Source organism: Devosia sp. P2_G7, from assembly GCF_056403495.1.
Genome location: NZ_JBFUFI010000010.1, coordinates 74,385 through 100,963, shown reverse-complemented (window position 1 = coordinate 100,963; position 26,579 = coordinate 74,385). Strand labels below are relative to the sequence as shown.

The 26,579-nt window shown below is 64.4% G+C and carries 25 protein-coding genes and 1 tRNA gene; 18 read left to right on the top strand and 8 right to left on the bottom strand.

What is annotated here, in order from left to right:
* Positions 1–110 precede the first annotated feature (110 nt).
* From AC1DWU_RS16575 to AC1DWU_RS16535, 9 genes are all read left to right on the top strand, one after another.
* Complete coding sequence (locus AC1DWU_RS16575; protein WP_477151105.1) at positions 111–1,070, top strand: carbohydrate ABC transporter permease; 960 nt, start codon at positions 111–113, stop codon at positions 1,068–1,070.
* The gene (locus tag AC1DWU_RS16570; RefSeq protein ID WP_477151104.1) at positions 1,067–1,993 is read left to right on the top strand and encodes a carbohydrate ABC transporter permease; all 927 of its coding nucleotides are present in this window, start codon (positions 1,067–1,069) and stop codon (positions 1,991–1,993) included. The genes AC1DWU_RS16575 and AC1DWU_RS16570 overlap by 4 nt, the downstream gene beginning before the upstream one ends.
* 6 nt (positions 1,994–1,999) lie before the next feature.
* Positions 2,000–3,076 carry an ABC transporter ATP-binding protein gene (locus AC1DWU_RS16565; protein WP_477151103.1) on the top strand — a complete coding sequence of 359 codons (1,077 nt, stop codon included), beginning with the start codon at positions 2,000–2,002 and terminating at the stop codon, positions 3,074–3,076.
* 126 nt (positions 3,077–3,202) lie between these two features.
* Complete coding sequence (locus AC1DWU_RS16560; RefSeq protein ID WP_477151211.1) at positions 3,203–3,955, top strand: sugar phosphate isomerase/epimerase family protein; 753 nt, start codon at positions 3,203–3,205, stop codon at positions 3,953–3,955.
* A gap of 8 nt (positions 3,956–3,963) precedes the next feature.
* Complete coding sequence (locus AC1DWU_RS16555; RefSeq protein WP_477151210.1) at positions 3,964–4,710, top strand: sugar phosphate isomerase/epimerase family protein; 747 nt, start codon at positions 3,964–3,966, stop codon at positions 4,708–4,710.
* A 4-nt stretch (positions 4,711–4,714) separates the two neighbouring features.
* Positions 4,715–5,857 (top strand): Gfo/Idh/MocA family protein, encoded by a 1,143-nt coding sequence (locus AC1DWU_RS16550; RefSeq protein WP_477151102.1) that lies wholly within the window; start codon positions 4,715–4,717, stop codon positions 5,855–5,857.
* A gap of 141 nt (positions 5,858–5,998) precedes the next feature.
* Complete coding sequence (locus AC1DWU_RS16545) at positions 5,999–6,211, top strand: hypothetical protein (RefSeq protein ID WP_477151101.1); 213 nt, start codon at positions 5,999–6,001, stop codon at positions 6,209–6,211.
* A gap of 252 nt (positions 6,212–6,463) precedes the next feature.
* Positions 6,464–7,519, top strand: a complete 1,056-nt coding sequence (locus AC1DWU_RS16540) for a sugar phosphate isomerase/epimerase family protein (RefSeq protein WP_477151100.1) — start codon at positions 6,464–6,466, stop codon at positions 7,517–7,519.
* Positions 7,520–7,529: 10 nt separating this feature from the next.
* Positions 7,530–8,681 (top strand): Gfo/Idh/MocA family protein, encoded by a 1,152-nt coding sequence (locus AC1DWU_RS16535; protein WP_477151099.1) that lies wholly within the window; start codon positions 7,530–7,532, stop codon positions 8,679–8,681.
* Between the two features lie 33 nt (positions 8,682–8,714).
* Here AC1DWU_RS16535 and AC1DWU_RS16530 read toward each other — a convergent pair whose 3' ends face one another.
* From AC1DWU_RS16530 to AC1DWU_RS16515, 4 genes are all read right to left on the bottom strand, one after another.
* Positions 8,715–9,446 carry a sulfite exporter TauE/SafE family protein gene (locus AC1DWU_RS16530; protein WP_477151098.1) on the bottom strand — a complete coding sequence of 244 codons (732 nt, stop codon included), beginning with the start codon at positions 9,444–9,446 and terminating at the stop codon, positions 8,715–8,717.
* Positions 9,447–9,463: 17 nt separating this feature from the next.
* Positions 9,464–10,384: a TraB/GumN family protein gene (locus AC1DWU_RS16525; RefSeq protein WP_477151097.1), complete on the bottom strand. Its 921-nt coding sequence runs from the start codon at positions 10,382–10,384 to the stop codon at positions 9,464–9,466.
* A gap of 11 nt (positions 10,385–10,395) precedes the next feature.
* On the bottom strand, positions 10,396–10,701 hold the full coding sequence (locus tag AC1DWU_RS16520; protein ID WP_477151096.1) for an ETC complex I subunit: 306 nt from the start codon (positions 10,699–10,701) through the stop codon (positions 10,396–10,398).
* A 15-nt stretch (positions 10,702–10,716) separates the two neighbouring features.
* Positions 10,717–10,793, bottom strand: a tRNA-Pro gene (locus AC1DWU_RS16515).
* 103 nt (positions 10,794–10,896) lie between these two features.
* On the opposite strand from AC1DWU_RS16515, the gene AC1DWU_RS16510 reads away from it, so the two are divergent.
* Entirely contained in the window at positions 10,897–11,631 is a 735-nt protein-coding gene (locus AC1DWU_RS16510; RefSeq protein ID WP_477151095.1) for a phosphatase PAP2 family protein, read from the top strand.
* On the opposite strand, the gene metC is transcribed toward AC1DWU_RS16510, so the two are convergent.
* A complete protein-coding gene (metC, locus tag AC1DWU_RS16505) occupies positions 11,621–12,772 on the bottom strand; it encodes a cystathionine beta-lyase (RefSeq protein WP_477151094.1) in 1,152 nt (383 codons plus the stop codon). The genes AC1DWU_RS16510 and metC overlap by 11 nt on opposite strands.
* Positions 12,773–13,026: 254 nt before the next feature.
* On the opposite strand from metC, the gene AC1DWU_RS16500 reads away from it, so the two are divergent.
* The 5 genes from AC1DWU_RS16500 to AC1DWU_RS16480 all read left to right on the top strand — a co-directional run bounded on the left by AC1DWU_RS16500 (position 13,027) and on the right by AC1DWU_RS16480 (position 18,772).
* Positions 13,027–14,058: an amino acid ABC transporter substrate-binding protein gene (locus AC1DWU_RS16500; RefSeq protein WP_477151093.1), complete on the top strand. Its 1,032-nt coding sequence runs from the start codon at positions 13,027–13,029 to the stop codon at positions 14,056–14,058.
* Between the two features lie 119 nt (positions 14,059–14,177).
* Complete coding sequence (locus AC1DWU_RS16495; RefSeq protein WP_477151092.1) at positions 14,178–15,365, top strand: amino acid ABC transporter permease; 1,188 nt, start codon at positions 14,178–14,180, stop codon at positions 15,363–15,365.
* Between the two features lie 9 nt (positions 15,366–15,374).
* Positions 15,375–16,499: an amino acid ABC transporter permease gene (locus AC1DWU_RS16490; protein WP_477151091.1), complete on the top strand. Its 1,125-nt coding sequence runs from the start codon at positions 15,375–15,377 to the stop codon at positions 16,497–16,499.
* Positions 16,500–16,502: 3 nt separating this feature from the next.
* On the top strand, positions 16,503–17,303 hold the full coding sequence (locus tag AC1DWU_RS16485) for an amino acid ABC transporter ATP-binding protein (RefSeq protein ID WP_477151090.1): 801 nt from the start codon (positions 16,503–16,505) through the stop codon (positions 17,301–17,303).
* 413 nt (positions 17,304–17,716) lie between these two features.
* Positions 17,717–18,772 (top strand): amino acid ABC transporter substrate-binding protein, encoded by a 1,056-nt coding sequence (locus AC1DWU_RS16480; protein ID WP_477151209.1) that lies wholly within the window; start codon positions 17,717–17,719, stop codon positions 18,770–18,772.
* A gap of 3 nt (positions 18,773–18,775) precedes the next feature.
* Here AC1DWU_RS16480 and AC1DWU_RS16475 read toward each other — a convergent pair whose 3' ends face one another.
* The 3 genes from AC1DWU_RS16475 to AC1DWU_RS16465 are packed head-to-tail and all read right to left on the bottom strand — an operon-like array spanning position 18,776 to position 21,596.
* Positions 18,776–19,792: a WD40 repeat domain-containing protein gene (locus tag AC1DWU_RS16475; protein WP_477151089.1), complete on the bottom strand. Its 1,017-nt coding sequence runs from the start codon at positions 19,790–19,792 to the stop codon at positions 18,776–18,778.
* 32 nt (positions 19,793–19,824) lie between these two features.
* On the bottom strand, positions 19,825–20,547 hold the full coding sequence (locus AC1DWU_RS16470; RefSeq protein WP_477151088.1) for an alanyl-tRNA editing protein: 723 nt from the start codon (positions 20,545–20,547) through the stop codon (positions 19,825–19,827).
* Positions 20,544–21,596, bottom strand: a complete 1,053-nt coding sequence (locus AC1DWU_RS16465) for a cysteine synthase A (protein WP_477151087.1) — start codon at positions 21,594–21,596, stop codon at positions 20,544–20,546. The genes AC1DWU_RS16470 and AC1DWU_RS16465 overlap by 4 nt, the downstream gene beginning before the upstream one ends.
* Positions 21,597–21,991: 395 nt before the next feature.
* On the opposite strand from AC1DWU_RS16465, the gene cysD reads away from it, so the two are divergent.
* The 3 genes from cysD (at position 21,992) to AC1DWU_RS16450 (ending at position 26,576) form a co-directional block, all read left to right on the top strand.
* Entirely contained in the window at positions 21,992–22,909 is a 918-nt protein-coding gene (gene cysD / locus AC1DWU_RS16460; protein ID WP_477151086.1) for a sulfate adenylyltransferase subunit CysD, read from the top strand.
* Positions 22,909–24,825 (top strand): sulfate adenylyltransferase subunit CysN, encoded by a 1,917-nt coding sequence (gene cysN, locus AC1DWU_RS16455; protein ID WP_477151085.1) that lies wholly within the window; start codon positions 22,909–22,911, stop codon positions 24,823–24,825. The genes cysD and cysN overlap by 1 nt, the downstream gene beginning before the upstream one ends.
* 221 nt (positions 24,826–25,046) lie before the next feature.
* On the top strand, positions 25,047–26,576 hold the full coding sequence (locus AC1DWU_RS16450) for a peptidoglycan-binding protein (RefSeq protein WP_477151084.1): 1,530 nt from the start codon (positions 25,047–25,049) through the stop codon (positions 26,574–26,576).
* The last annotated feature ends 3 nt before the right edge of the window (positions 26,577–26,579 follow it).

Here is a 26,579-nt window from a genome sequence, read left to right as displayed (position 1 = left end):
CTAGTCTATGATGTCCGGGCGGTGCCAAAAGCACCGCCCGGCTCTTTTTTCGGCGTATCCGGGTGGGCGGGGATCCGGGGCCGGTTGTCTCAACAACGCGGGGAGTAACCATGACCCAGATCGCCGAACCAGGCGAACGCGCGGCCACTGGTTTTGCCGGTACGGCAGCGGAGCGCAAACCGCGCACGCGCAGGAAATTCAACATTCAGTCAGTGCTGGGCACGACACCGATGATCGTTACGGCGGTCGGTGTGTTCGTGATCTGCATCATCTTTTCAATCATCTGGTCGTTCACGAACTCCAAGGTCTTCCCGAACTTCAATTTCGTCGGGCTGGCCCAGTATGAGCGCCTGTGGCGCACCGACCGGTGGATCATCTCGGTCCAGAACGTCCTCATCTTCGGCGTGCTGTCGATCGGCGTCGGTATGGTGGTGGGCTACCTGCTCGCGGTCTTCATGGACCAGCGCATCAAGCAGGAAGACCTGTTCCGCTCGATCTTCCTCTATCCGTTCGCCATGTCGCTGGTGGTTACCGGCCTCGTCTGGCAGTGGATGTTCGACCCCAACCTCGGCATCCAGGAGTCGGTCCGCCAGCTCGGCTGGACCAGTTTCGAGTTTGCCCCGCTGGTGAAGCAGGAGACGGCACTCTACGGCATCGTGCTCGGCGGCCTGTGGAACGGCGTCGGCGTCACCATGGCGATCATGCTAGCGGGCCTCCGCGGCGTTGACTCCGAGATCTGGAAGGCCGCCAAGGTCGACGGCATCCCGACCTGGAAGACCTACCTGTTCATCGTATTGCCGATGATGCGGGGCGCTATCGCCACCGCCTTCATCCTGCAGTGTACCGGCGTGGTGCGTGTCTTCGACATCGTCATCGCCATGACCCAGGGCGGTCCGGGCGTCTCGACCCAGATGCCTGCCATCTATGTCATCCAGCACATCACCGATCGCGCCAATGTGGGGCAGGGCATGGCCGCTGCCACCATGATGCTCGTGCCCGTCGTCGTGCTCATCGGCGCCCAGTACTTCCTGCAATGGAACGCCGGCCGCAAGTCGAGGAAGGCCGCATGACTACCGAAGCCATCTCCGGCGGTATCTCCGCCAGCCCCGCTGCCGTCACCGGTCCGCGTGGCCCCAAGCCCAAGCACCTCACCATCGGCCGTGTCGGCGTCTATGCCTTCCTGATCATGGCGGCCATCTTCTTCCTGCTGCCGCTCTGGGTGATGATCGTCACCTCGCTGAAGACGCTGCCGGAAATCCGTCAGGGGCACCTGTTCAACTGGCCGGCGCTGCTGAGCTTCGATCCCTGGCTGAAGGCCTGGGATACCGCCTGTACCGGCCGCGATTGCGATGGCCTGAAGCCGGGCTTCTGGAACTCGGTGAAGATCACCGCGCTCTCGGTGCCGGTGTCGATCGTCATTGCCATGATCAACGGCTATGCCCTGAGCTTCTGGAAGTACAAGGGTTCCGAACTGCTGTTCGGCATCCTGATCTTCGGCGCCTTCGTGCCATATCAGGTGGTGATCTACCCGCTGATCATCGGGCTGCGCGAAATGCATCTGTTCGCCACGCTCCCGGGCATCGTGATCGTCCACACCATCTTCGGCATGCCGATCCTGACGCTGCTCTACCGCAACTTCTTCGCCTCGCTGCCGATCGAGCTGTTCAAGGCCGGCCGCGTCGACGGGGCAGGGTTCTGGGGCATCTTCTTGCGCATCATGCTGCCGATGTCGGTGCCGATCACCATCGTCGCCGTCATCCTGCAGGTCACCGGCATCTGGAACGACTTCCTGTTCGGCACGGTCTTCGCCGGCCGCGAGAACATGCCGATGACGGTGCAGCTCAACAACATCGTCACCACGACGACCGGCGTCCGCGAGTACAACGTGAACATGGCCGCGACCATTCTCACGGCAGCGGTTCCGCTGGTGGTCTATTTCATCTCGGGTAAATGGTTCGTCCGCGGCATCGCCGCCGGTGCGGTGAAGGGGTAAAGCTCCATGTCGTCTAGCGTTTCCATCAAGGATCTCAGCCTCAACTTCGGCAACGTGAAGGTCCTCGAATCTCTCGATCTCGAAGTCGCACAGGGTGAGTTCATCGTTCTGCTCGGGCCCTCGGGCTGCGGCAAGTCCACGCTGCTGAACTGCATCGCCGGTCTGCTCGACGTCTCCGATGGGCAGATCTTCATCTCGGGCAAGAACGTCACCTGGGACGAGCCCAAGGACCGCGGCATCGGCATGGTGTTCCAGTCCTATGCGCTCTACCCGCAGATGACGGTCGAGAAGAACCTCAGCTTCGGCCTCCGCGTCGCGCGTATGCCGAAGGCCGAGGTCGATGCCCGCGTGAAGCGTGCGTCGGAAATCCTGCAGATCGAGCCGCTGCTGCAGCGCAAGCCCGTCGAACTGTCCGGCGGCCAGCGTCAGCGCGTCGCCATCGGCCGCGCCCTGGTGCGTGACGTCGACGTGTTCCTGTTCGACGAACCGCTGTCGAACCTCGACGCCAAGCTCCGCAACGACCTGCGCGTCGAGATCAAGCGGCTGCATCAGCGGCTGAAGAACACCATGATCTACGTGACCCACGACCAGATCGAGGCAATGACCCTCGCCGATCGCATCGCCATCATGAAGAACGGCGTGATCCAGCAGCTGGCCGACCCGCACACCATCTACAACAAGCCGGTCAACCTGTTCGTCGCCGGCTTCATCGGCTCCCCTTCGATGAACTTCATCAAGGGTGACCTGCAGGGCGCGACGCTCAGCGTCGACGGCCAGGCCAACATCCCGCTGACCAACTACCAGTTCGCCAACCAGACCAATGGTGCGTCGGTCCTGGGTATTCGGCCCGAACACATCGCGGTGGGCGAAGAGGCGCGGAAGATGCCGGTGCAGATGGAGTCGGAGATCGAGATCGTCGAACCGATGGGCGCCGACACCGTCGCCTGGACCAAGATCGCCGGTCAGTCGCTCACCTTCCGCGCCGCTGCCGAAGTGCATCTCGAGCCGGGCCAGAAGGTCCTGATCGGCTTCGATCCGGGCCGTGGTTCCGTCTTCAACGCAGCGAGCGGCAACCGCATCTGACCATTCGGCTCATCCACCTTACCGACCGCGTAGCCGCGCGCCGGTCAGGATGTTACGAGCCCATCAAGTAGCAGCACTGCGCCGCCCCGGCAACGACCGGGGCGGAGGCTTTACTGGAGGAGATTACTGTTGGACTTTTCATTCCAGCTCTATAGCGCGCGGAATTTCCCGCCGCTGGACGGCGTGCTCGGCCGCCTCGCCAAGCTCGGCTACAGGCAGGTCGAGGGCTTTGGCGGCCTCTATGCCGAGGCCGACAGCCTCGCCGCCTCGCTCAAGCAGCACGGCCTCACCATGCCGACCGGCCATTTCGGCCTCGCGCAGCTCAAGGATACCGAGGCCGCGCTGAAGACCGCCGAGACGCTCGGCATGAAGTTCCTCTACTGCCCGGCCATCCCCAAGGAAGAGCGCGACGGCCAGCCCGACAGCAAGTGGGTCGAGCTCGGTGAAACCCTCGCCAAGCTCGGCGAGACCTTCCGCAAGCGCGGCTTCGGCTTTGGCTGGCACAACCACGATTTCGAGTTCCGCCCCACCGCGAGCGGCAAGCTGCCGATGGACATCATCCTCGACACCGCCGGGAACAACGATTGGGAAATGGACGTCGCCTGGGTGGTGAAGGGCGGCCAGGATCCGATCGAGTGGATCAAGAAACACGGCCGCCGCATCAACGCCGTGCACGTCAAGGACGTCGCTCCCGCCGGCGAAAACGCCAACGAGGATGGCTGGGCCGATGTCGGCCACGGCACCCTCGACTGGCAGGCACTTTCGGCCGCCGTCAAAGCCCACACCAACGCCCGCTACTGGGTGATGGAACACGACAACCCCGCCGACGTCGACCGCTTCGCATCCCGTTCGATCGCCGCCGTCAACGCCTGGAAGTGAAAGAGGCCATAATGAATATCGGTTTTCAGCTGTTCAGCGCCCGCAACTACCCGCTCGCGGACGTGCTCAAGAAGGTGGCCGCGCTCGGCTACTCCCATGTCGAGGGCTACGGTTCGCTCTATACCGACCCGGCCGCGCTGAAGGCGCAACTCGACGCCAACGGCCTCACCATGCCGACCGCCCATATCAGCCTTGGCGACCTCGAGGATACCTCGAAGACCCTGAAGCTCGCCGAGACGCTGGGCATCAAGGTCGTGGTCTGCCCCTGGCTCGCCCAGGCTGACCGCCCGACCTCGGCCGATGGCTGGAAGACCTTCGGCGACAAGCTGCAGAAGATCGGCAAGCCGTTCCAGGATGCCGGCCTCACCTTCGGCTACCATAACCACGACTTCGAGTTCGCCACCTACGACGGCCAGTACGCCATGGACCTGCTGCTCGAAGCCGCCCCGGCCGTGAACGTCGAAGCCGACGTCGCCTGGATCGTCCGCGGCAAGGCCGACCCCGCGACCTGGCTGCCGAAGTTCGGCGACCGGATCGTCGCCATCCACGTCAAGGACATCGCCCCCGCCGGCCAGAACGCCGATGAAGATGGCTGGGCCGATGCCGGCCAGGGCGTTGTGCCGTGGAAGACCCTGTGGCCGATCGTCCGTAACAAGACCAAGGCGGCCTACTTCATCGCCGAACACGACAATCCCAACGACATCGACCGCTTCGCCTCGCGCTCGATCGCGTTCATCAAGTCCCTCGGAGCCTAAGATCATGGCAAAGACCTATGGCGTCGGCATCATGGGCGCCGGCAACATCTCGGCCGCCTATCTCCGCCTCGCGCCGCTGTTCAAGAACCTCGAAGTCCGCGCCATCGCCGACATCCTCCCCGAGGCCGCCAAAAAGCGCGCGGAGGAGTACAAGGTCGCGGCGCAGACCCCGGACGAGCTGCTGAAGAACTCGGAAATCGACGTGGTCGTGAACCTCACGATCCCGGCGACCCACTTCTCGATCACCAAGGACATCCTCTCGGCCGGCAAGCACGCCTATTCCGAGAAACCGTTCGTCCTGAGCGTCGAAGAGGGCATCCAGATCAAGGCGCTTGCCGAAGAGCACAAGCTCAAGGTCGGCTCGGCGCCGGATACCTTCCTCGGTGGTTCGCACCAGCAGGCGCGCTCGATCATCGACAGCGGCAAGGTCGGCAAGATCGCGTCGGGCACCATGCACGTGATGAGCCGCGGCATGGAGCACTGGCACCCCAATCCGGACTTCTTCTTCCAGCCGGGCGGCGGTCCCATCCTTGACATGGGCCCGTACTACATCACCGATCTGATCAGCCTCATCGGGCCGATCAAGCGCGTCACCGCCTTCACCAGCAAGGCGCGCGAAGAGCGTGAGGTCACCACCGAGGGCTCGCCGTTCAAGGGCACCAAGGTCAAGGTCAACACCCCGACCACGATCAACGCCATCCTCGAGTTCCACTCGGGCGCCCAGGTTACGCTCGGCGCCAGCTGGGACGTCTCGAGCCATGGCCACCACAATATCGAGCTCTACGGCACCGAAGGCTCGGTCTACGTGCCCGACCCGAACTTCTTCAACGGCGACGTCACGATCACCGATCGCGCCGGCACCAAGGAGAAGGTCACTCCCTGGGACCATCCCTTCGGCGTCGCCAACCAGGATCTCGACAAGCCCAACCCGCGCGCCAACTACCGCAATGCCGGCCTCGCCGACATGATGGACTCGATCGATACCGGCAAGGCCGCCCGCTGCGGCCTCGACGTGGCGCTGCACGCCATCGACGTCATGACCTCGATCCTGCGCGCCGGCGAAACCGGCCAGGTCATTACCCTGCAGACCACCTGCGAACGCCCGGCCGCCCTCGGCATCGAAGAGGCCCGCGCCCTGCTGCGCTGAGGCCAGAGCAAAGGATAAGGCAGGGGCCCGGGCAAATGCTCGGGCCCCTGCCATTTTGACAGCGTGGGTATCTTGGTTCTGCGTATTGCACCGGGCATCTGCCTCTGGTGTTCTCAACGCGTCTGTCGCGAGGAGGACTGGATGGCGCTCTGCAAATTGACCGACACGCACAACAACAACAAGCCGATCTACATCAATCCGCTCGAGGTCATCGCCGTGCAGGATGTTTCCGGCCAGACCTGGGTGATCACCACCGGGCGCATGCCCAACGGAGCCAGCAGGCACGCGGTGGTGGCGCAGTCCGTTGAGGACACGGTCAAGCTGCTCGACGGGATGATGCCGCGTATGACCTAGACCTCACGGTCCCGGCGCTAGCGCTTCGCCGGCCCCGCGTCTCGATCGCATAGCCCGAAGTCTATGCGCAGTCGGGCATTTCCACTCGCCATCACCTTGACAGTTCCGAGCCGAGCATGAAGGTACCTTCCCGACATGTCAGTGGCGGCTCGGCAAAATACCCCGTGGAATTCCAATCGGGCCGAGACGCAGCGCTGACCTGAGGTACGTGCACAATCGGTGGCCGAACCGGGCTACCAAAGGGAGGTATTCATGCGCACCATCAAGGGGCCGGCCATTTTCCTGGCCCAGTTCGCAGGCGATCAGGCGCCGTTCGACACCCTCGACAATCTGTGCGGCTGGGCCGCTGACCTAGGCTACAAGGGCGTGCAGATCCCGACCTGGGCCAGCCATCTGGTCGATGTCGAGAAGGCAGCAACGTCGAAGACCTATGCCGACGAGCTTAAGGGCAAGGTGAACAGCCACGGGCTCGAGATTGCCGAACTCGCGAGCCACATCATCGGCCAGCTGGTCGCCGTGCATCCGGCTTACGACACCCTGTCCGATGGCTTCGCCATTCCCGCTGTGCGCGGCAATCCGAAGGCCCGGCAGGAATGGGCTGTGCAGCACCTCAAGCACTGCGCCGCGGCCTCGAAGAATCTCGGCCTCAAGGCCCACGCCACCTTCTCGGGCGCACTCGCCTGGCCCTATCTCTACCCGTTCCCGCAGCGCCCGGCCGGCCTCGTCGAAGAGGCGTTCGACGAACTGGCCCGCCGCTGGACCCCGATCCTCGACGAGTTCGATCGCAACGGCGTCGACGTCTGCTACGAGATCCACCCCAGCGAAGACCTGCACGACGGCGTCACCTACGAGATGTTCCTCGAGCGGGTGAACAATCACACGCGGGCGAACCTGCTTTACGATCCCAGCCACTTCGTGCTGCAGCAGCTCAACTATCTGGAATATATCGACTTTTACCACGAACGCATCCGCATGTTCCACGTCAAGGACGCCGAGTTCAACCCGACCGGCAAGCAGGGCGTCTATGGCGGCTTCCAGTCCTGGGTGAACCGGGCAGGGCGCTTCCGCTCGCTCGGCGATGGCCAGGTCGATTTCGCCGGCATCTTTTCGAAGCTCAGCCAGTACGGCTTCGACGGCTGGGCCGTGCTCGAATGGGAATGCGCCATCAAGTCGCCGCAGCAGGGCGCCGAGGAAGGGGCTCCGTTCATCCAGAGCCACATCATCAATGTCACCGAGAAGGCGTTCGACGACTTCGCGGCGTCGGGCACCGACAAGGCGGCCAACCGCAAGATTCTCGGTCTGAGCTAAGGGGGAAGAAATGGCAGAAAACGGCGCACCGCGCATTCGCCTGGGCATGGTCGGTGGCGGCACCGGTGCTTTCATCGGCTACGTCCATCGTGTCGCCGCCCGCATCGACGGCGACTACGACCTCGTCGCGGGAGCCTTGTCATCCAACGCGGCGACGGCAAAGGAATCCGGCAAGAACCTCGGCTTCGCCGAGGATCGCATCTACACCTCCTACGAGGAGATGGCAGCCAAGGAATCCGCCCGCAAAGACGGCATCCAGGCCGTCTCGATCGTCACCCCGAACCACGTCCACTTCGGCCCGGCAAAGGCCTTCCTCGAGGCCGGCATCCACGTCATCTGCGACAAGCCGATCACCTCGACGCTCGAGGACGCGCGCGCACTGGCGGCGATCAAGCCAAAGAAGGGCGCGAAGTTCCTCCTCACCCACAACTACACCGGCTACCCGCTGGTGCGGCAGGCCCGTGAGCTGGTGAAGTCGGGCGCCCTAGGCAAGATCCGCATCGTGCAGGTCGAGTACCCGCAGGATTGGCTGACCAATGCCGCCGACCCGGACAACAAGCAGGCCTCGTGGCGCACCGATCCCAAGCGCTCCGGCGCCGGCGGCGCCATCGGCGACATCGGCACCCACGCCTACAACCTCGCGCGCTTCGTCACCGGGCTGAAGACAGAGGCCGTCAGCGCCGAGCTCACCAGCTTCGTCAAGGGCCGAAAGCTCGACGACGACGTGCAGATCAAGCTGCGCTTTTCGGGCGGCGCCAAGGGCATGCTGTGGGCGAGCCAGGTGGCAGTGGGCAACGAGAACGGCCTGCAGCTGCGCGTCTATGGCGAGAAGGCCGGGCTCGAGTGGCGGCAGGACAACCCGAACTACATGTGGTTCACCGAGTTCGGCAAACCCAAGCAGCTCCTGACCCGCGGCGGCGCCATCTCGGCCCCGCCCGCCGCCTCGATGAATGTCCGCATCCCGGGCGGCCATCCCGAGGGCTACCTCGAAGCCTTCGCCACGCTCTACAGCCAGTTCGCCCAGGTCATCCGCGGCGAAGGCAAGGATGTTGCCGGACTCCTGCCCAGCCTCGCCGATGGCGTCGAAGGCATGGAGTTCATCATGGCCTCCGTCGCCTCGTCCAAGGCCGACGGCAAGTGGACCAAGCTCAGCGAGGTCTGAACTGATCCCGGCCCTCGCCTCTGGCGGGGGCCATCACGTCCAGGCCGCCACCGCACCCCAGATCAGCACCAGCCCGGACACGGTCAGCACGATCAGCACCAACCGGCGGAAGCCGATTGTCGTCAGCCGCTTGAACACCAGCACCCCGGCGATAGCGAACGGCACGAGTGTGCCCCCCGTCAGCGCCAGCGGAACCGCCATCTCCGCCTTGATCGTTCCCGATATTGCATAGACGGCCAGCGTTGCCGTGTGCATGGCGATGTTGAAGCCCTGCAGCACGCCGCGCTGCTCGTCCTTGCTCCAGCCGCGCAGTGTTGTCCACAGCGTCGGCACCGGCCCCGAGATGCCGGCCATGCCCCCGAGGAAGCCGCCGATCCAGCCAGAGAAGGCATCGGCGACCCGCCCGCCCCATTGAAAGTTGAGATCGGGCCGCAACAGCAGCATCAGCGGGCAATAGGCGACGAGGAACAGCCCGAGCCCGAACTTGAAGGCGTTCGGATCGGACGCGCCGACCAGTTGCGCTCCGATCGGGATGCCAACCAATCCGCCCGCAATGAAGGGCAGGGCCCGTCGCAGGTCGAAGCCGCGCCACACGAACGGCAACGTCACCAGTTGCCCCACCAGCGACCCGAACACCGTCAGCACGACCGCCAGCTTCGGATCGACACCCCAGGCCCAGATCGATAGTGACACCAGCGCGAAGGCGAAGCCCGACACGCCCTGCGCAAACCCCGACAGGGCCGCGCCCACCCCGATCAACAGCAAAGTTTGGTCCAAATCGACTACCGGCGCTGCGGTGTCTTGGGATGCTGCTGTCCGGTCGGCGGACCCGCCGGCGGCGGCTCGTCCACCCGCTCGACCGTGTACCCCCGCTGCTCGAGCAGTTTTGGTACCCCACCGGACCCAACGAGATGTGCCGCACCGACGATGATCAGCGACTCATCGTTGTCGGCCAGGAGTTGCTCGATCGGCGTCAGCCAACGCTCGTTGCGCTTGGTGATCAGGGTGTCGTACGCCGCCTTGTCGCTAGCCTTGACCTGATCGGTGACGAGGGTGGCGAGCGCAACCGTATCCCCGCGTTCCCAGGCGTCGATCAGCGTATCCAGCGTATCGATCTCGCCCCTTTCGATGGCCTCGACTGCCGACATCAACCCCTCGATCTGCTCGTCGAGCGGCGTATCGGCGAGAAAGCCCATCTGCTCGGCCGCAGTCTCGAGGCTCCGCTTGCGCTCGGGAGCGATCTCGGCGTCCACCAGCGTTTCCACTCCGGCCATCTTCTTGGGCCCGATACCGCCCGCCAGCGTCATCGCCGCCAGCCACGGTTGCATGCGCTCCAGCACGACAATGTCCGATCCAACGGCGGCTGCGGCGCTGGTGAGGCGCTCGAACTCCTCAGGCTCCAGCAGGTCGGCTAGGGTCTTGCCGCCGCCCACCATGCCCCGGGTCAACGTGAACTGGGTGATCGCGCTGTAGGCCTCGAGGTCCATCACCACCTCGAAATAGACGTGCTCGGCCGAGTTCAGGATGCTGTCGAACTCGGGTGTGCGCCAGTCGACGTCGCGCGTGAACAGGTGAACCGAGCCGAACAGATAGATGTCGCTGTCGGCGTCGCTGACCTTCCAGATCGCGGGGTCGGCCAGCGCCGGGCCGCTGAGCGCAATGCCCGCGGCGAAGGTGAGCAGCAGGCGGCGGAGCTGTCTCACGCCGCCGACCCTCAGTGCGTCCAGGGCGTCTTGCGGTCGGAGCGGAAATTGTCCGAGTAGCTGGTGCGCTTCACCGTCGGGCTATGGTCCGGCAGCACCTGGTAGGCGATGCCGTTCTTGTGCGCATAGGCCTCGGCTTCCTCGAGCGTGTCGAAGGTGAGGCGGATCTGCGCCCGCGTGTCGGTGGACGAGGTGTACCCCATCAGCGGCTCGATCTCGCGAGGAGTGGCCGGCTCATGCACCAGGACCCACTCCTTGGACTTGCCGCGGCCGGACTGCATGGCGCTAGGCGCAGGCCGGAAGATACGTGCCGTCATCGCTTCCTCGTCAGATGGTCGGGGCAGAGTGATTCGAACACTCGACCCCCGGTTCCCAAAACCGGTGCTCTACCAGACTGAGCTATACCCCGAACTGTCGCCCTTCCGTTATCGGGAGTTGCCCAAAAGAGCAAGCTGGCCACCGCAGATGACACGAGGTTGACGGCGCTATCCCAATCCGCTGACAAGGACACGATGATCGATCTGAGCAAACCCTGGCCTTTCGGCTTGTCGCGCCGCAACGCGCTGTACTTTGTCCTCGGCTTTGCCGTGCTGATCGTCGCGCTTTATTGGCTGGATCGGCCGCTGTCGGTGTGGGGGCAGGGCCTGCCGGAAGGCGTCAGGGCGTTCTTCGAGTGGGTGACCCAGTGGGGCGAGTCCGACTGGATCCTGATTCCGACGTTCATCGCCTGGCTGGTTGCGTGGCTGCTCTCGCTCCTCACCCGTGACGCCATCAGGCAAGCGCTCGGCGAACTGGCTGCGCTCGCCGGTTTCATCTTCGTCGGTGTCGGGTTGCCGAGCCTCATCTCGACGCTGCTGAAACGTCTTATCGGCCGTGGCCGGCCCGAGACCTGGGTCGAGGAAACGCCGCTGAGCTTCCAGTGGCTCAACTGGAGCGCCTTCGAATACCAGAGCTTCCCCTCGGGCCACGCCACCACGGCGTTCTCGCTCGCGGCCGTCGTCGCCTTCATCTGGCCGAAAGCCTTCTGGCCGGCGATGGCCTTCGCCGCCCTCGTCGCCATTTCCCGCATCGTCGTGGGCGCGCACTATCCGACCGACATCACCGCCGGCGCGGTGCTGGGCGTGCTTGGCGCCTACGCGGTGCGCCAGTTCTTCGTCGCCCGCGGCTGGCTGTTCGCCGCCAACGACAAAGGTGGTACGGAGCGCCGGAAGTTCGCGGCGCTCCACGGCCTGTTCGTCAGGCGCTAACCGCGTGGTAGCGGCCCAGCGCCGCGCCCATGTCCGCCTGCAGGTCAGCGAGGCTCTCGAGCCCCACATGCACCCGGAACATCTGACCCGGGGCGTCCCACGGCACCGCCGTGCGGATATTGGTCGGGTCGAACGGGATGCAGAGGCTCTCGTAGCCGCCCCACGAATAGCCCATGCCGAACAGCTCGAATCCATTGACCATCGCCGCCAGCGCCGCGCGCGACCGCTTGTTCACCCGAAACGCGAACAGGCTGCCCGAGCCCTTGAAATCGCGCTTGAAGATGGCGTGGTCCGGATGGCTGGCAAGTCCGGGATGATAGACCTCCTCCACCCCTGGCTGGCCCTGCAGCCAGGCGGCAAAGGCCAGCGTCTGCTCGTTGTGATGCTTCATCCGCACCGCCAGCGTCCTGAGCCCGCGCAGCGTCAGGTACGAATCGTCGGGCGACACTGCGACGCCGAGGATCCGGTGCGTCCGCTTGAGCCGGTTCCAGTGCGTCTCGTTGGCTGAAACCGTGCCCACCATCGCATCGGAATGACCCACGAACATCTTCGTCGCAGCGTGCATCACCACGTCGGCGCCCAGCTCGAGCGGGCGGTGGAACAGCGGCGTCGCCCACGAGTTGTCGACGATCACGGTAATGCCGCGGGCGTGTGCCGCCGCCGCGATCGCCGGCAGGTCCTGCATCTCGAAGGTCAGCGAGCCCGGGCTCTCGACGAACACCGCCTTGGTCTTGTCCGTGAACAACTGCGCAATGCCCGCGCCGATCCGGGGATCGTAGAATCGCGTTGTTATGCCAAACCGCGTCAGGCCCTCGGTGGCGAACGTACGTGTCGGTTCGTACGCGGAATCGGTCATCAACAGCTCGTCGCCCGCCGAAACCGCTGCGAGCAGTGCGGTGGACAGCGCTGAAAGCCCCGATGGCGCGATGATCGTCCCCGCCGCCCCCTCGAGCTCGCTCACCAGGTCGCAAAGCGCCCGAGTCGTAGGGTTGTCGTTCCGCCCGTAGCGATACGGCGCCTTGTAATCCTCCAGTTCGTCGAGCGTCTTGAACAGGATGGTCGAACCGCGGAACACCGGCATGTTCACAAAGCCGAAATGATCGTCCGAAGCGCGTCCGCTATGCGTGAGAACGGTTTCCATGGACACGGTTTCGCCGGTTTTCCCGGGGTTTTTAGTCATTGCAAGTCCTGCTCAAATTGCAGTCACGGTGGGATTCTGAACAAAAAACAGTCAGGTCTGCTGCCCCATTTTGGCCATGGAGCTTGACGCAACCGGCAATTGCCGCTTCGATGCTTACCAGCATCACTCCCGCCCTCCAAGGCGGAGGTGCCGCCAGGCAGTAGGCTGGGGCCACGCTGCCTGGACGAACAGGGTCAGGAAACAAGGTAAAAACAATGATCAAATCGCTTCTTACCGTCGCGCTCGCGGCAGGCCTCGGCCTTTCCGCATCAGCTGCGTACGCTCAGACGACGACGTCCGCGACGCTTGATGCCGTGAAAGCCAAGGGCTACGTCCAGTGCGGCGTGACCGGCGGCGTCCCGGGCTTCTCCGCTCCGGATGCGAACAACAACTGGACCGGTCTCGAAGTCGACTACTGCCGCGCCATCGCGGCGGCTGTTTTCAACAATGCCGACGCCGTACGCTACACGCCGCTCACCTCGCAGGAGCGCTTCACGGCTCTCTCCGCCGGTGAAATCGACGTGCTGTCGCGTACCACCACCTGGACCATGAGCCGCGACACCCAGCTCGGCATCAAGTTCGTCGGCACCATGTTCTATGACGGCCAGGGCTTCATGGTCCGCAAGGCCGACAACATCAAATCGGCGCTCGACTTGAGCGGCGCCGCCATCTGCATCGAGTCCGGCACCACCACCGAGCTGAACGCGGCGGATTACTTCGCTGCCAACAAGCTCGAGTTCAACACCGTGGTGTTCGTCGATCAGGACGAAGTCGTGAAGGCCTACGAAGATGGCCGCTGCGACGTCTACACCACTGACTCGTCGGCTCTCGCCGCCGAACGTTCGAAGTTCGCCAACCCGGCTGACCACATCATCCTGCCCGAGATCATCTCCAAGGAGCCCCTCGGCCCGGTCGTGCGTCAGGGTGACGATGGCTGGTTCAACATTGCCCGCTGGACCTACTACGCGCTGCTCGAAGCCGAAGAGCTGGGCGTCAGCTCGGCCAACGTCGACGAGATGCTGGCTTCCGACAACCCGGCGATCAAGCGCCTGCTCGGCGTTGAAGGCGACTTCGGCACCCCGATCGGCCTGACCAAGGACTGGGCCTACCAGATCGTCAAGCTGGTCGGTAACTACGGCGAGGTCTACGACAAGCACGTCGGCCCGAACACGCCGATCGGTCTGGCCCGCGGCCTGAACGCGCTGTGGAAGGATGGCGGCATCCAGTACTCGCCGCCGATCCGCTAAGCCTTTCTGCAGCCCGGCGCTGATCTCCAGCGCCGGGCTGACCACTTCCTGGCGACGGCTTGGCGGAGCTATTGTTGCCACGATTATTCGTTCTCCTGGGCAGGGGAGATGCGCGACCCATGGCATCCTTAGACACGGCGCAAGCACCGCCGCGGAATTTCTCCTTCAATGACCCCGTGGTACGCGGCGTCATCTACCAGGTCGTTGTCGCGGTGCTGGTCGTCACGTTCGTGGTCTGGATCGTCAACAACACGGCGATCAACCTCAAGGCGCAGAACAAGACCTCCGGCTTCGACTTCCTCTGGAAGACGGCCGGCTTCGATATCAGCTTCGCGCTGTTCCCCTTCGATCGCACGTCCTACTACTGGCAGGCCTTCCTCGTCGGCCTCACCAACACCATTCTCGTCGCCGTCATCGGCATCTTCTTTGCCACGGTCATCGGCTTTACCATCGGCATCGCGCGCTTGAGTTCGAACTACCTCGTCTCGCGGCTGGCCACGGTCTACGTCGAAACCATCCGCAACATCCCGCTGCTGCTGCAGCTGTTCTTCTGGTACTTCGCGGTGCTGAAGACCATGCCGGCGGTGCGCGACTCGCTCGCCCTGCCGCTGAACACCTTCATCAACCAGCGCGGCCTCTTTGTGCCGCGTCCCGTGCCCTCCGAGCAGTTCGTCTGGGTCTGGGTGGCACTGCTCGTCGCCGCCGTGCTGTGGTTCGCGCTGTCCCGCTGGGCCAAGGCGCGGCTCGAACGAACTGGCCGGCGCTTCCCCGTGTTCTTCGGCGGCTTGCTGCTCACCGCCGTGATCGTCGCCGTCATCTGGCTGGCAAGCGGTGCGTCCGTCACCTTCGATCCGCCAGTGCTCAACCGCTTCAACTTCAAGGGCGGGCTCGAATTGCCGCCGGAGTTCGTGGCGCTGCTGTTCGGGCTCTCCATCTACACCGCCTCGTTCATTGCCGAGACTGTGCGCGGCGGCATCCAGTCGGTCAGCCACGGCCAGACCGAGGCGGCCCAGGCGCTCGGCCTCCAGGAAGGCGACCGGCTGCGGCTTGTCATCGTCCCGCAGGCCATGCGCGTCATCATTCCGCCGCTGACCAGCCAGTATCTCAACCTGACCAAGAACTCGTCGCTCGGCGCCGCCATCGGCTACCCCGAGCTGGTGAACGTCTTCACCGGCACGACGCTCAACCAGACCGGCCGCGCCATCGAGGTGATCGCGCTGACCATGCTGGTCTATCTCATCCTGTCGCTGGGCACTTCAGCGCTCATGAACTGGTACAATGCCCGCGTGGCATTGGTTGAGCGGTAGGAGCACCCGATGACCGATATCGCCTTCGTCCGCTCCGAGATTGCCACCGCTCAACCCGCTCCGCGCCGTGAGAGCGGGGCGATCGCGTGGCTGCGCAAGAACCTGTTCGCCAGCGTTTCGGACAGCATCCTCACCATCGTTGCCGCGCTGTTCCTGTTGTGGATCATCCCGCAACTCTACGGCTTCTTCATTGGCCGCGCCGTGCCGCCGGGCGGCACCGTCGAGCAGTGCCGCGTCGAGAATGTCGGTGCCTGCTGGGCTTACATCTCCAGCGAGATCGAGTTCTTCATCTACGGCTTCTACCCGATGGCCGAGTACTGGCGCCCCAACATCGTGTTCGCGATGCTGGCGCTCATCGGCCTGCCGCTGCTCTGGCCGTCCGCACCGTTCAAGATCGCCAACGCGGCGCTGTTTTTCGTCGTGTTCCCGATCGTCTCGGTAATCCTCTTGTCCGGCGGCATGTTCGGCCTGCGCTACGTGCCGACCGAGCAGTGGGGCGGCCTCCTCGTCACCCTGATCATCTCGGTGGTGGGCATCTGCCTGTCGCTGCCGCTCGGCGTCCTGCTGGCGCTGGGCCGGCAGTCCAAGCTCCCGATCATCAAGACGCTCTGCATTGCCTTCATCGAGCTGATCCGCGCGGTACCGCTGATCACCATCCTGTTCATGGCCTCGATCATGCTGCCGCTGTTCATGCCGCAGGGCACGACAGTCGACAAACTGGTTCGCGCCCTCGTCGGCGTGACGCTCTTCGCCTCTGCCTATATGGCCGAGGTGGTGCGCGGCGGCATGCAGGCGATCGGCCGTGGGCAGTACGAGGCGGCACAAGCCCTTGGGCTCGGCTACTGGAAACGCACCGGTTTCATTATCCTCCCGCAGGCGCTCAAGCACGTCATCCCCGGCATCGTCGGCAACTTCATCTCGCTGCTGAAGGACACTTCGCTGGTCTACATCGTCGGCATGAAGGACCTGCTCGAGGCCGTGAAGACCAAGAACGACGCCATCGAGTGGGCGTCCCCAACCCAGTCCATCACCGGCTACATCTTCGCAGCGGCGGTGTTCTGGGTGCTCTGTTTCTCCATCTCCCGTTACTCCCGATACTGGGAGCGCCGGCTCAACACCGGCCACAAGAGGTAGCTCATGTCAGACGTTTCCCCGGTAGTCGTTGATCGCGACATCGACACCTCGAACATGCAGGTGTCGAAGACCGAAGTGGCGGTCGAAATCATCGGCATGAACAAGTGGTTCGGCGACTTCCACGTGCTGCGCGACATTAATCTCAAGGTGATGAAGGGCGAGCGCATCGTCATTGCCGGGCCGTCGGGCTCCGGCAAGTCGACGCTGATCCGCTGCATCAACCGCCTCGAGGAGCACCAGAAAGGCCAGGTCATCGTCAATGGCGTCGAGCTGACCTCGGACCTGCGTCGCGTCGACGAAGTGCGCCGCGAAGTCGGCATGGTGTTTCAGCACTTCAACCTGTTCCCGCACCTCACGATCCTCCAGAACCTGACGCTGGCGCCGATCTGGGTGCGCGGCATCCCCAAGGCGCAGGCCGAAGAGACGGCGATGAAGTACCTCGAACGGGTGCGCATTCCCGAGCAGGCGTCGAAGTTCCCCGGCCAGTTGTCCGGCGGCCAGCAGCAGCGTGTCGCCATCGCCCGCTCGCTCTGCATGAACCCGCGCATCATGCTGTTCGACGAGCCCACCTCCGCCCTCGACCCGGAAATGGTCAAGGAAGTGCTCGAGGTGATGATCAGCCTCGCCGAAGAAGGCATGACGATGCTCTGCGTCACCCACGAAATGGGCTTCGCCCGCCAGGTCGCCAATCGTGTGATCTTCATGGATCAGGGCCAGATCATCGAGCAGAACGAGCCTGAAGCGTTCTTCTCCAACCCCCAGCACGAACGCACCAAGTTGTTCCTCAGCCAGATCCTGCACTGAAGCCTCTTGGTCCTCCCCCGCGTGGCGGGGGGGACCATGCGAAGCATGGTGGAGGGGGCGGCCAAACGCGCAGAAAGCGCCAAAACTCCGTTCATCTACCGTTCACGTCGATGGCAAACCGGCGGCCGGGCAGGGCAGCAACGCTGCCATACGCCACGTACCGGCCGGCCTCCTCCGTCGCCGCCACTCGCCAAAACCCTCCGCTTTGCCGGCCGTTCCCCACACTTGTCCCCGCCACTCACCGCCGGGCGATAATGTCTCGCGTCGAACAACAGCAGCGAGACACATCGGCAGAGGAACCAATTGAACGATCTTACCCGTAAGCGTTCAGCGACAGCGGCGCAGTGCCGCCTTGACCCGGCCACCCTCGATCGGGATATTGCGCCCGGGCGAGTTGGAGCAACGTTTTGACCATGACGGTTTCGGCCGTTTGGCGTGGCCTCGTCCGCGTCATCCTTTGTGTAGCGATCATGATGCCGGCCTTCGCCACGGCGCAGACCGCGCCGCCTGCTGCGGCCGGCCCGACGCTGCAGGCGATCCGTGACCGCGGTCACCTGATCTGCGCCACCTCCGATCCGCTGCCCGGCTTCGCCCAGCCCGGCACCGACGGCCGCTGGACCGGCTTCGACGTCGACTTCTGCCGCGCCGTCGCAGTCGCCGTGTTCAACGACGCCAGCAAGATGGAGTTCGTGCCGCTGTCGGGCGACAGCCGCTTTGCCCAGCTACAAACCGGCAGCATCGACCTCATCGCCCGCAACGCCCCGTGGACCATGCGCCGCGACACCGGCTACGGCGCCAGCTACGTCGCCACCTCGTTCTACGACGGCCAGGCGATCATGGTGCCGCAGTCGCTCGGTTTCGTTTCCGCCTACGAACTCGACAACGTGCGGGTCTGCATCGTCGATGCGCCGGAGGAACTGGCCAACCTGCGCGAGTTCTTCTTCGGCACGCAGGCGACCTATACCGAAGTGCTCTACGAGGACCGCGAGGACCTGACCGTCGCCTACCGCGAGGGCCTCTGCAACGCCGTGTCGGCCTCGGCCAGCTTCCTCAACGCTATGCGCCGCAGCCTGCCCGAACCCGCGACACATCGCATCCTGCCCGAGCGCATCTCGAAAGATGCCTTCGGCCCCGTGGTCCGCGCCGGCGACGACCAGTGGTTCGATATCGTCGAGTGGACGCTGTTCGCACTGATCGATGCCGAGGAGGCCGGCGTCACCTCGCTGAACATCGGCTCGCTGGCGGCCGCCAAGACCCACCGCATCCGCCGCCTGCTCGGGCTCGAGGGCGACTTCGGCCCTACCATCGGCCTCGACCACATGTTCATCGCCAATGTCATAAAGGCTGTCGGCAATTACGGCGAGATCTTCGAGCGAAACTTCGGGCCCGCCACGGGGGCCGCCGTGGTCCGCGGCCAGAATGCCCTGTGGACCAACGGCGGGCTGATCTACGCCCCGCCGATCGAGTAGGCGTCAGGGCCCATAGCTGATCAGCGCGATCTCGCCAACGCGCGTATCGAGGTTGAAGCGCGTCGCCGCAACAGCCGGCCGGTCGGCAAGCCACGCGATGTGCCGCCACTCGGCGTTCCAGCTCGGCACGCGGGCGACGATGGCCCGATCATCGAGCCGCCACACGATCAGCGCGGAGTTCTCCCGGCCCCATTCTCGCGGCGCGTCGAATGAAGCCGCGAGATAGCGGCCGTCCGGGCTGAAGGACAGTTCCGGTAACTGCTGATCGCCGAGCCGCCAGCCCTGAAGCGGGGCGACCAGCAATTGCCCGGCCCAGGAGGCGAAGGCAGCGTCCGCGATACGGACGCCGACAACGCCGCTGTCGTCGCGGGTCTCGAGATGCTGCGCGATGCGCGCACCGTCCGCCGACATGGCCGACGCAATGCCGTTGACGAAGATCGGCGCTGCGGCAGGCCCACTGATCTCTCCGGACTGTGTCCCGTCGAAGCCGTACACCTGCGCGACGCCCGATGCGGGCCGCTCGAAACTGCCGATACCGGGGTCGACGAGGAGACGCCTGTCGCCATCGAACCCAATGAAGCTCGGCCCGAACTGCTGGACGCTGCCCAGGCTTTCGCCGGTGCTCCTGTCGATGATGGTGGTGGGCAAATCCAGCGACGACACCGCCAGCAACCTGCCGTCGGCAGACACAGCAGCCTTGAGCCACGAGATCGCGGGCGGCAGCGCGGGCAGGGCGGTTTCGCCCACGTTTCGGCCGTTCGCATCGAGCTCTATCAGGCGTTGCGGCGCCGTAGGCTCAGGCCCATCACCCCGCCTGGCGGTCAGCAGCGTGCCGTCGGGCAGGGCAGCCAGCATCTGCAGTTGCGTCGCGGGGAAACTTGCGATGACCCGGCAGGTACTACCTCCCAGCAGCCTGTCGATTGGGCCGCACGGGTAGAATGCACCCTGGCCCCAGGCGAAGACGGCCAAGCCGACGGCGCACACAACGACCAGGCTGCTGATGACGACCTTCCAGCTCATCGGCCCCGCTCCGCCGTTATCTGCTTGAGACGCTAGGCCGATTCTGTGTCGAACAGGACACTGACGCGCCGGTTGATAGCGCCCTTCTTCTCGATCTTGCCGAGCTTCAGGCGGCCGACCTCGCTGGTGTTCCTGACATGCGTGCCGCCGCAGGGCTGCAGGTCCACATCGCCGATGCGCACCAGCCGCACGCGGCCCTGGCCCATAGGTGGCTTGACGTTCATCGACTTGATCAGGCCGGGGTTGGCCTCGAGCTCCGCATCGGTGATCCACTCGGCCGATACCGGCAGCGCCGCTTCCACTAACGCATTGAGTTTGCGCTCGATTTCGGCCGCGTCCGGGACATCCGGCAGGTTGAAATCGACTCGCCCCTTGTCCTCGCCCACCGCAGCGCCGGTGATTGGGTAGGGCAGCACCACGGTTACGAGATGCAGCGCCGTATGCATCCGCATCAGCTTGTGCCGGCGCTCCCAATCGAGGTGGGCGATGACCTCTTCGCCCTGCTGAAGCCCAGCTTGATCCGCCGCAGGCACGTGAAAGATTACCGTCTTATCGCCGTCAGGATGGATTGTTCCAGCGATCGAGACGAACGAGCCATCGGCGCGTTCGAGCTTCCCGGTGTCGCCCGGCTGGCCGCCCGAGGTCGCATAGAAGATGGTCCGGTCGAGCATGATCCCGCCCTCGGGCGTGATCGCCGTCACCAGCGTCGGCAGCGAGCGGACGTAGCTGTCCTCTCGAAAGATGAATTCAGTCACGCAACCGGCTCCGCCTCGACGACCGAATGCCAGTCTATGGGCGTCTTGGCCTCAAGCCAATGCGGCACCGGCAGGTTCTTCGAGCGGAGGAATTCCGGGTTGAACAGCTTGCTCTGATAGCGGTTGCCATAGTCAGCGAGGATCGTGACGATGGTCTTGCCCGGCCCGAGATCACGCGCCAGCCGCACCGCACCGGCAATGTTGATCCCGGAAGAGCCGCCGAGGCAGAGCCCCTCATATTCGAGCAGGTCGAAGACGTAGGGCAGGGCCTCGCTGTCGGGAATCTGGTAGGCCCGGTCCACCACGATGTCTTTGAGATTGGCGGTGATCCGGCCCTGGCCGATGCCCTCGGTGATCGAGTTGCCGGAGCTCTTGAGCTCGCCAGTCGTGTAATAGCTGTAGAGCGCCGCGCCCTCGGGATCGGCGAGGCCGATCTGGATGTTCGGGTTCTTCGCCTTCAGCGCCATCGAGATGCCGCCAAGCGTGCCGCCCGAGCCGACCGCGCAGATGAAGCCATCCACCTTGCCGCCGGTCTGTTCCCAGATCTCCGGGCCGGTGGTCTCGATATGCGCCTGCCGGTTGGCGACATTGTCGAACTGGTTCGCCCAGATCGCGCCGCCCGGCAGTTCCTTCGCCAGCTTCTCGGCCAGCCGGCCGCTCAGCTTCACGTAGTTATTGGGGTTCTTGTAGGGCTTGGCCGGCACCTGGATCAGTTCGGCGCCGAGCAGCGTCAGCGCGTCCTTCTTCTCCTGGCTCTGCGTCTCGGGGATCACGATCACCGATTTGTAGCCCAGCGCATTGGCGACCATGGAAAGGCCGATGCCGGTATTGCCGGCCGTGCCCTCGACGATCGTCCCGCCCGGCCGCAGCAGCCCCTTCTTCTCGGCGTCGCGCACGATGTAGAGCGCCGCTCGATCCTTCACCGATTGCCCCGGATTGAGGAACTCCGCCTTGCCCCAGATATCGCAGCCCGTCGCGTCGGAGACGCGGTTGAGCCGGATCAGGGGCGTATTGCCGATGGCGGAGATGACGTCGCGGTGGTTGGTCATGGGGTACGGGAGCTGGTGAAGGTGGCCCGAAACTAGGGGGCAGGCGGACCGCTGCCAAGGCTTAAGGCACGGAATGGTATGGGATTTCGAACCGGAGCGGATTAGTGGCAGGATTTCGCGGGGCGCGGTCGAAGCAGGGCAGGCCATTCCGGCCGTGCGCCCGGACGACATCGTCGCCTGCGACGAGAACAGTGACTTGGAATAGATTTTCCTTTCCTCGATGTCCCCGACGCAGCCGTTCTTGTCATGACGGTCATGCGACAAGCTCCACCTTTACAATGTCAGATACGCGCAAACAGGCGGAATAGTTCACTTTTTTGGTAGTCTAGTAGCGCTTGCCGCTCCCCTTCTGACCGCGTATTTGACTGCCGTTGCAACATGGTTCCCCAGCGCCAATGAGTTCAATCGGCCCGCGTGGCCTCAGCCACCTGAAGTCCCTCGAGTCCGAGAGCATCGAAATCTTCCGCGAAGTTGCGGCGAGCTTCGAGCGGCCGGTGATGATGTATTCGATCGGCAAGGACTCCTCCGTCCTGCTGCATCTGGCGCGCAAGGCCTTCTATCCCAGCCGCATTCCGTTCCCGCTGCTCCACATCGATACGAAGTGGAAGTTCCGCGAGATGATCGCCTTCCGCGACCGGATGGCGAAAGAGCACGGCTTCGAGCTGCTGGTGCACACCAACCCCGAAGGCCTCGCCAACAACATCAATCCGTTCGACCACGGCTCGGCGCGCTTCACCGACATCATGAAGACCCAGGCGCTGCGCCAGGCGCTGAACGCCGGCGGCTACGATGCAGCGATCGGCGGTGCCCGCCGCGACGAGGAGAAGTCCCGCGCCAAGGAGCGCATCTTCTCGCACCGCAACGCCCAGCACGCTTGGGACCCCAAGAACCAGCGCCCCGAACTCTGGCGCATCTTCAACACCCGGCTGGCGCCCGGCGAAAGCATGCGCGTGTTCCCGATCTCGAACTGGACCGAGCTCGACATCTGGACCTACATCTATTCCGAAGGCATCGAGATCCCGCCGCTCTACTTCGCCCGGCCGCGCCCGGTGGTCGAACGCCTCGGCACGTTGATCATGATCGACGACGACCGCTACCGCTTCGAACCCGGCGAGACGCCGCGCGAGGAAGTCGTCCGCTTCCGCACCCTCGGTGATTACCCGCTGACCGGCGGCATCCGCTCCGACGCGGCTGATCTTCCCTCGATCATCATGGAAATGCAGGCCTCCCGCACCTCCGAGCGCGAAGGCCGCCTGATCGACAGCGACCAGGCCGGCTCGATGGAAAAAAAGAAGCAGGAAGGGTACTTCTGATGGCCAGCGTACCCATGACCGCACCCTCGGCCGAAGTGGCGCTCGATCTCTGGCTTGCCGAGCAGACCGAAAAGGGCCTGCTGCGCTTCCTCACCTGCGGCTCCGTCGACGACGGCAAATCCACACTGATCGGCCGCCTGCTCTATGACAGCCAGCTGATCCTCGACGACCAGCTCGCGAGCCTCCGCAAGGAAAGCCGCAACCGCACGACCGGCGACGAAGGCATCGATTTCTCGCTGCTGGTCGACGGCCTCACCGCCGAGCGCGAGCAGGGCATCACCATCGACGTCGCCTATCGGTTCTTCTCGACCGACAAGCGCAAGTTCATCGTCGCCGATACCCCGGGCCACGAGCAGTACACCCGCAACATGGCGACCGGCGCCTCGAACGCCGACCTCGGCATCGTCCTGATCGATGCCCGCAAGGGCGTGCTGACCCAGACCCGCCGCCACAGCTTCATCCTCAGCCTCATCGGCGTGAAGCACGTGGTGCTGGCGGTCAACAAGATCGACCTCGTCGGCTACGATGCCGATGTGTTCAACGCCATCGAGACCGAATACCGCGCGTTTGCCAAGGATCTCGGCTTCGAGACCCTGCAGGCGATCCCCGTGTCGGCGCTGAAGGGCGACAACATTCTGAAGCCGAGTCCGCAGATGCCCTGGTACCAGGGCCCGCAGCTCGTGCCCTACCTCGAGACCATCGAGGTCGCGACCGACCGCGTCGAGCAGCCGCTGCGCTTCCCGGTGCAGTGGGTGAACCGCCCCAATCTCGACTTCCGCGGCTTCTCCGGCACGGTTGCCTCGGGCGCGGTGAAGGTCGGCGACGACATCCTTATCGCGGCTTCGCGGAAGCCCGCGAAAGTCACCCGCATTGTCACCATGGACGGCGACCAGCAGCGCGCCATCGCCGGTGAGGCCGTGACGCTGGTGCTCGACCGCGAGGTCGACATCTCGCGCGGCGACGTGCTGGTGCACCCCGGCGAGACGCCCGACTATTCCAACCAGTTCCAGGCCCGTCTCGTCTGGATGAGCGACGAGCAGGCCATTCCCGGCCGCTCGTATCTGCTGAAGCTCGGCTCCCAGTTGGTCCCGGCGTCGATCACCTCCCTCAAGTTCAGAACCAACGTCAACACGCTCGAAGAAAGCGCTGCCAAGACTCTGGAATTGAACGAGGTGGGCACCGTCACTATCGCCACCGACAAGCCGATCGCCTTCGACAGCTACCGCGACAACTCCCTCTCCGGCAGCTTCATTCTGATCGACCGCATCACGAACGCCACGCTCGGCGCCGGCGTCATCGAGTACGGGCTGCAGCGAGGCAAGAACCTGAGCTACCAGTCGTTCGACGTGAACCGGAAGGTGCGCGCCGAAATGAAGGGCCAGACGCCCCAGATCGTCTGGTTCACCGGTCTCTCTGGTTCGGGCAAATCCACCGTTGCCAACCTCATCGAGAAGCGGCTCACCGCCGAAGGCCGCCACGCCTACATCCTCGACGGCGACAATGTCCGCCACGGCCTCAACAAGGATCTCGGCTTTACCGACGAGGCGCGCGTCGAGAACATCCGCCGGGTCGCCGAGGTCGCGCGGCTGATGGCCGATGCCGGCCTGATCGTCATCGTCTCGTTCATCTCGCCGTTCCGCAACGAGCGCCGCCTGGCGCGCGAAGTGGCTGGTGACGTGAAGTTCACCGAGGTCTTCGTCAACACCCCGCTCGAAGTCTGCGAGGCCCGCGATCCCAAGGGTCTTTACGCCAAGGCGCGGCGCGGCGAGATCAAGAACTTCACCGGCATATCGAGTCCCTACGAAGCCCCGGAAAAGCCCGACATCGTCCTGCATGGCGCGCTCCAGGACCCGGTTCAGATGGCCGATGACCTGTACGCCCGCGTCTTCGAGTGGGACACCGGGTACTCGATCTAAGATCGATCCCTACCTCGGTCTCACCGTCCGCAGGTGATGCGAACTGCCTTTTCCCCTTGTGGGAGAAGGCAGAACGGTGGTCGCCATCGGCACATACGAAGGCTCCCCGCAAGCAGACGACCGATGGGCTGCGGCAACACACTCTGTGAACACCTCGCCACCTTCTGGCGCCTCACCCAATTCGATGCGACAATGCCGATGGGTTGATTGGCTAGTTCATCATGCGCAACGCGTTCCGGCTTCTGTTCTGGCTGCTGCTGCTTTGGGCGCCGGCTGTTGCCGCGCACGCCTCCTTCGATGATTCGAAGGTGTGGTTCGAGCGGCTGAGCAACGACGAGCGCTCCTCGACCCAGACCGACCTGATCCTCCTCGGCCACTATCAATACCTGGTCGACGGTCAGTTCGGCCGCGGCACGTTCGATGCGATCGCCGCCTTCCAGAAGAGCCAGGGCCGCGCCACCACCGGTGTCCTCACCGATTTCGAACGCCGCTCGCTGCACGACCTGGCGGGGCAGGTGGACAGCAAGCTCGGCATCGAGCTGGTCAGCGATACGCCCGCTCACGTGGCGATGATGATCCCGCTGCGCCTGCTCTCGATCCGAAACCCCACAGACGCCGGCACGTCCTATGTCAGCGAGGACGGCGAGTTCTCGCTCGAGACCATGCACGTCTCGCTCACCGACCAGTCGTTCGAGGCGCTGTTCGACTTGATGACCAGCCCCGATCCCGAGCGCACCGTCACCTATCGCAGCTTCGGCGCCGGCCGCTTCGTGGTCTCCGGCCAGATCGGCGACTACTCGTTCTACACCATGTTTGTCAGCGCCGCCGGCGAGGCCATCGGCTACTCGCTGGCCTGGGGCAAGACCTACGAGAACGAGGGCGCCATCACCTCGGTCTACCTCGCTTCGCACTTCACCCCGCTCGGCAGCCTGCCGCCGCCCGATGAGCTGAAGAAGGCGGAGGGGACGGGCGGTGCACCACCGCGCGGCGCGTTCAGCCTGCCCGAGGACCAGCCCGACCTGATCGTCCTCAATGCCGACATTACCGAGAGCACTCCCGGCGAGTTCGACCGCGCGCTCGCGGCCCGCCCGGACGTCAGGATTGTCGCCCTCAACAGCCCGGGCGGCTCGGTCGATTCCGCCCTGCGCATGGCCTACGAGATCAAGAAGCGCGGCCTGACCACGTTTGTGCCGCGCGACATGGGCTGCTACTCGGCCTGCGCCTACATCTTCTTCGCCGGCGCCAACCGGCAGGCCGAAGGCGAACTCGGGGTGCACCAGATCTCCGCCGAGGTTGCCGACCTGGTGCTGGCGCAGACGACCCTCGGCGATGTGCTGGATGCGTTGCAGGATTTCGGCGTCCACCAGCAGGTGATCTCGCACATGCTGCGCACGCCGCCCGACGACATGTACGTTTTCACCCGAGCCGAACTGGCCGATCTCGGCATCGACCGCGGCGATCCGCTGTCGATCACCGTAGCCCTCGAGCAGCCGGCGGAGCCCGCCAACAGCGGCGGCGCCGCCTTCGTGCATCTTTCGAGCCAGTCGAGCGCAGCCGAGGCGGAACGCTCACGCAGCTATATCGAGGGGCGTTGGAGTTCGCTGTTCGGCGAAGCAAAGCCCGAGATCGCAACCTCGGGCGACGTCTATCGCGTGCAACTGCCGACCCCGTCGCTCGAACGCGCCAACGCCATTTGCGCGGCCATCAAGGCGGACGGCGGCGGCTGCTACGTCACAGCTGCCGGGAGCTGAGTG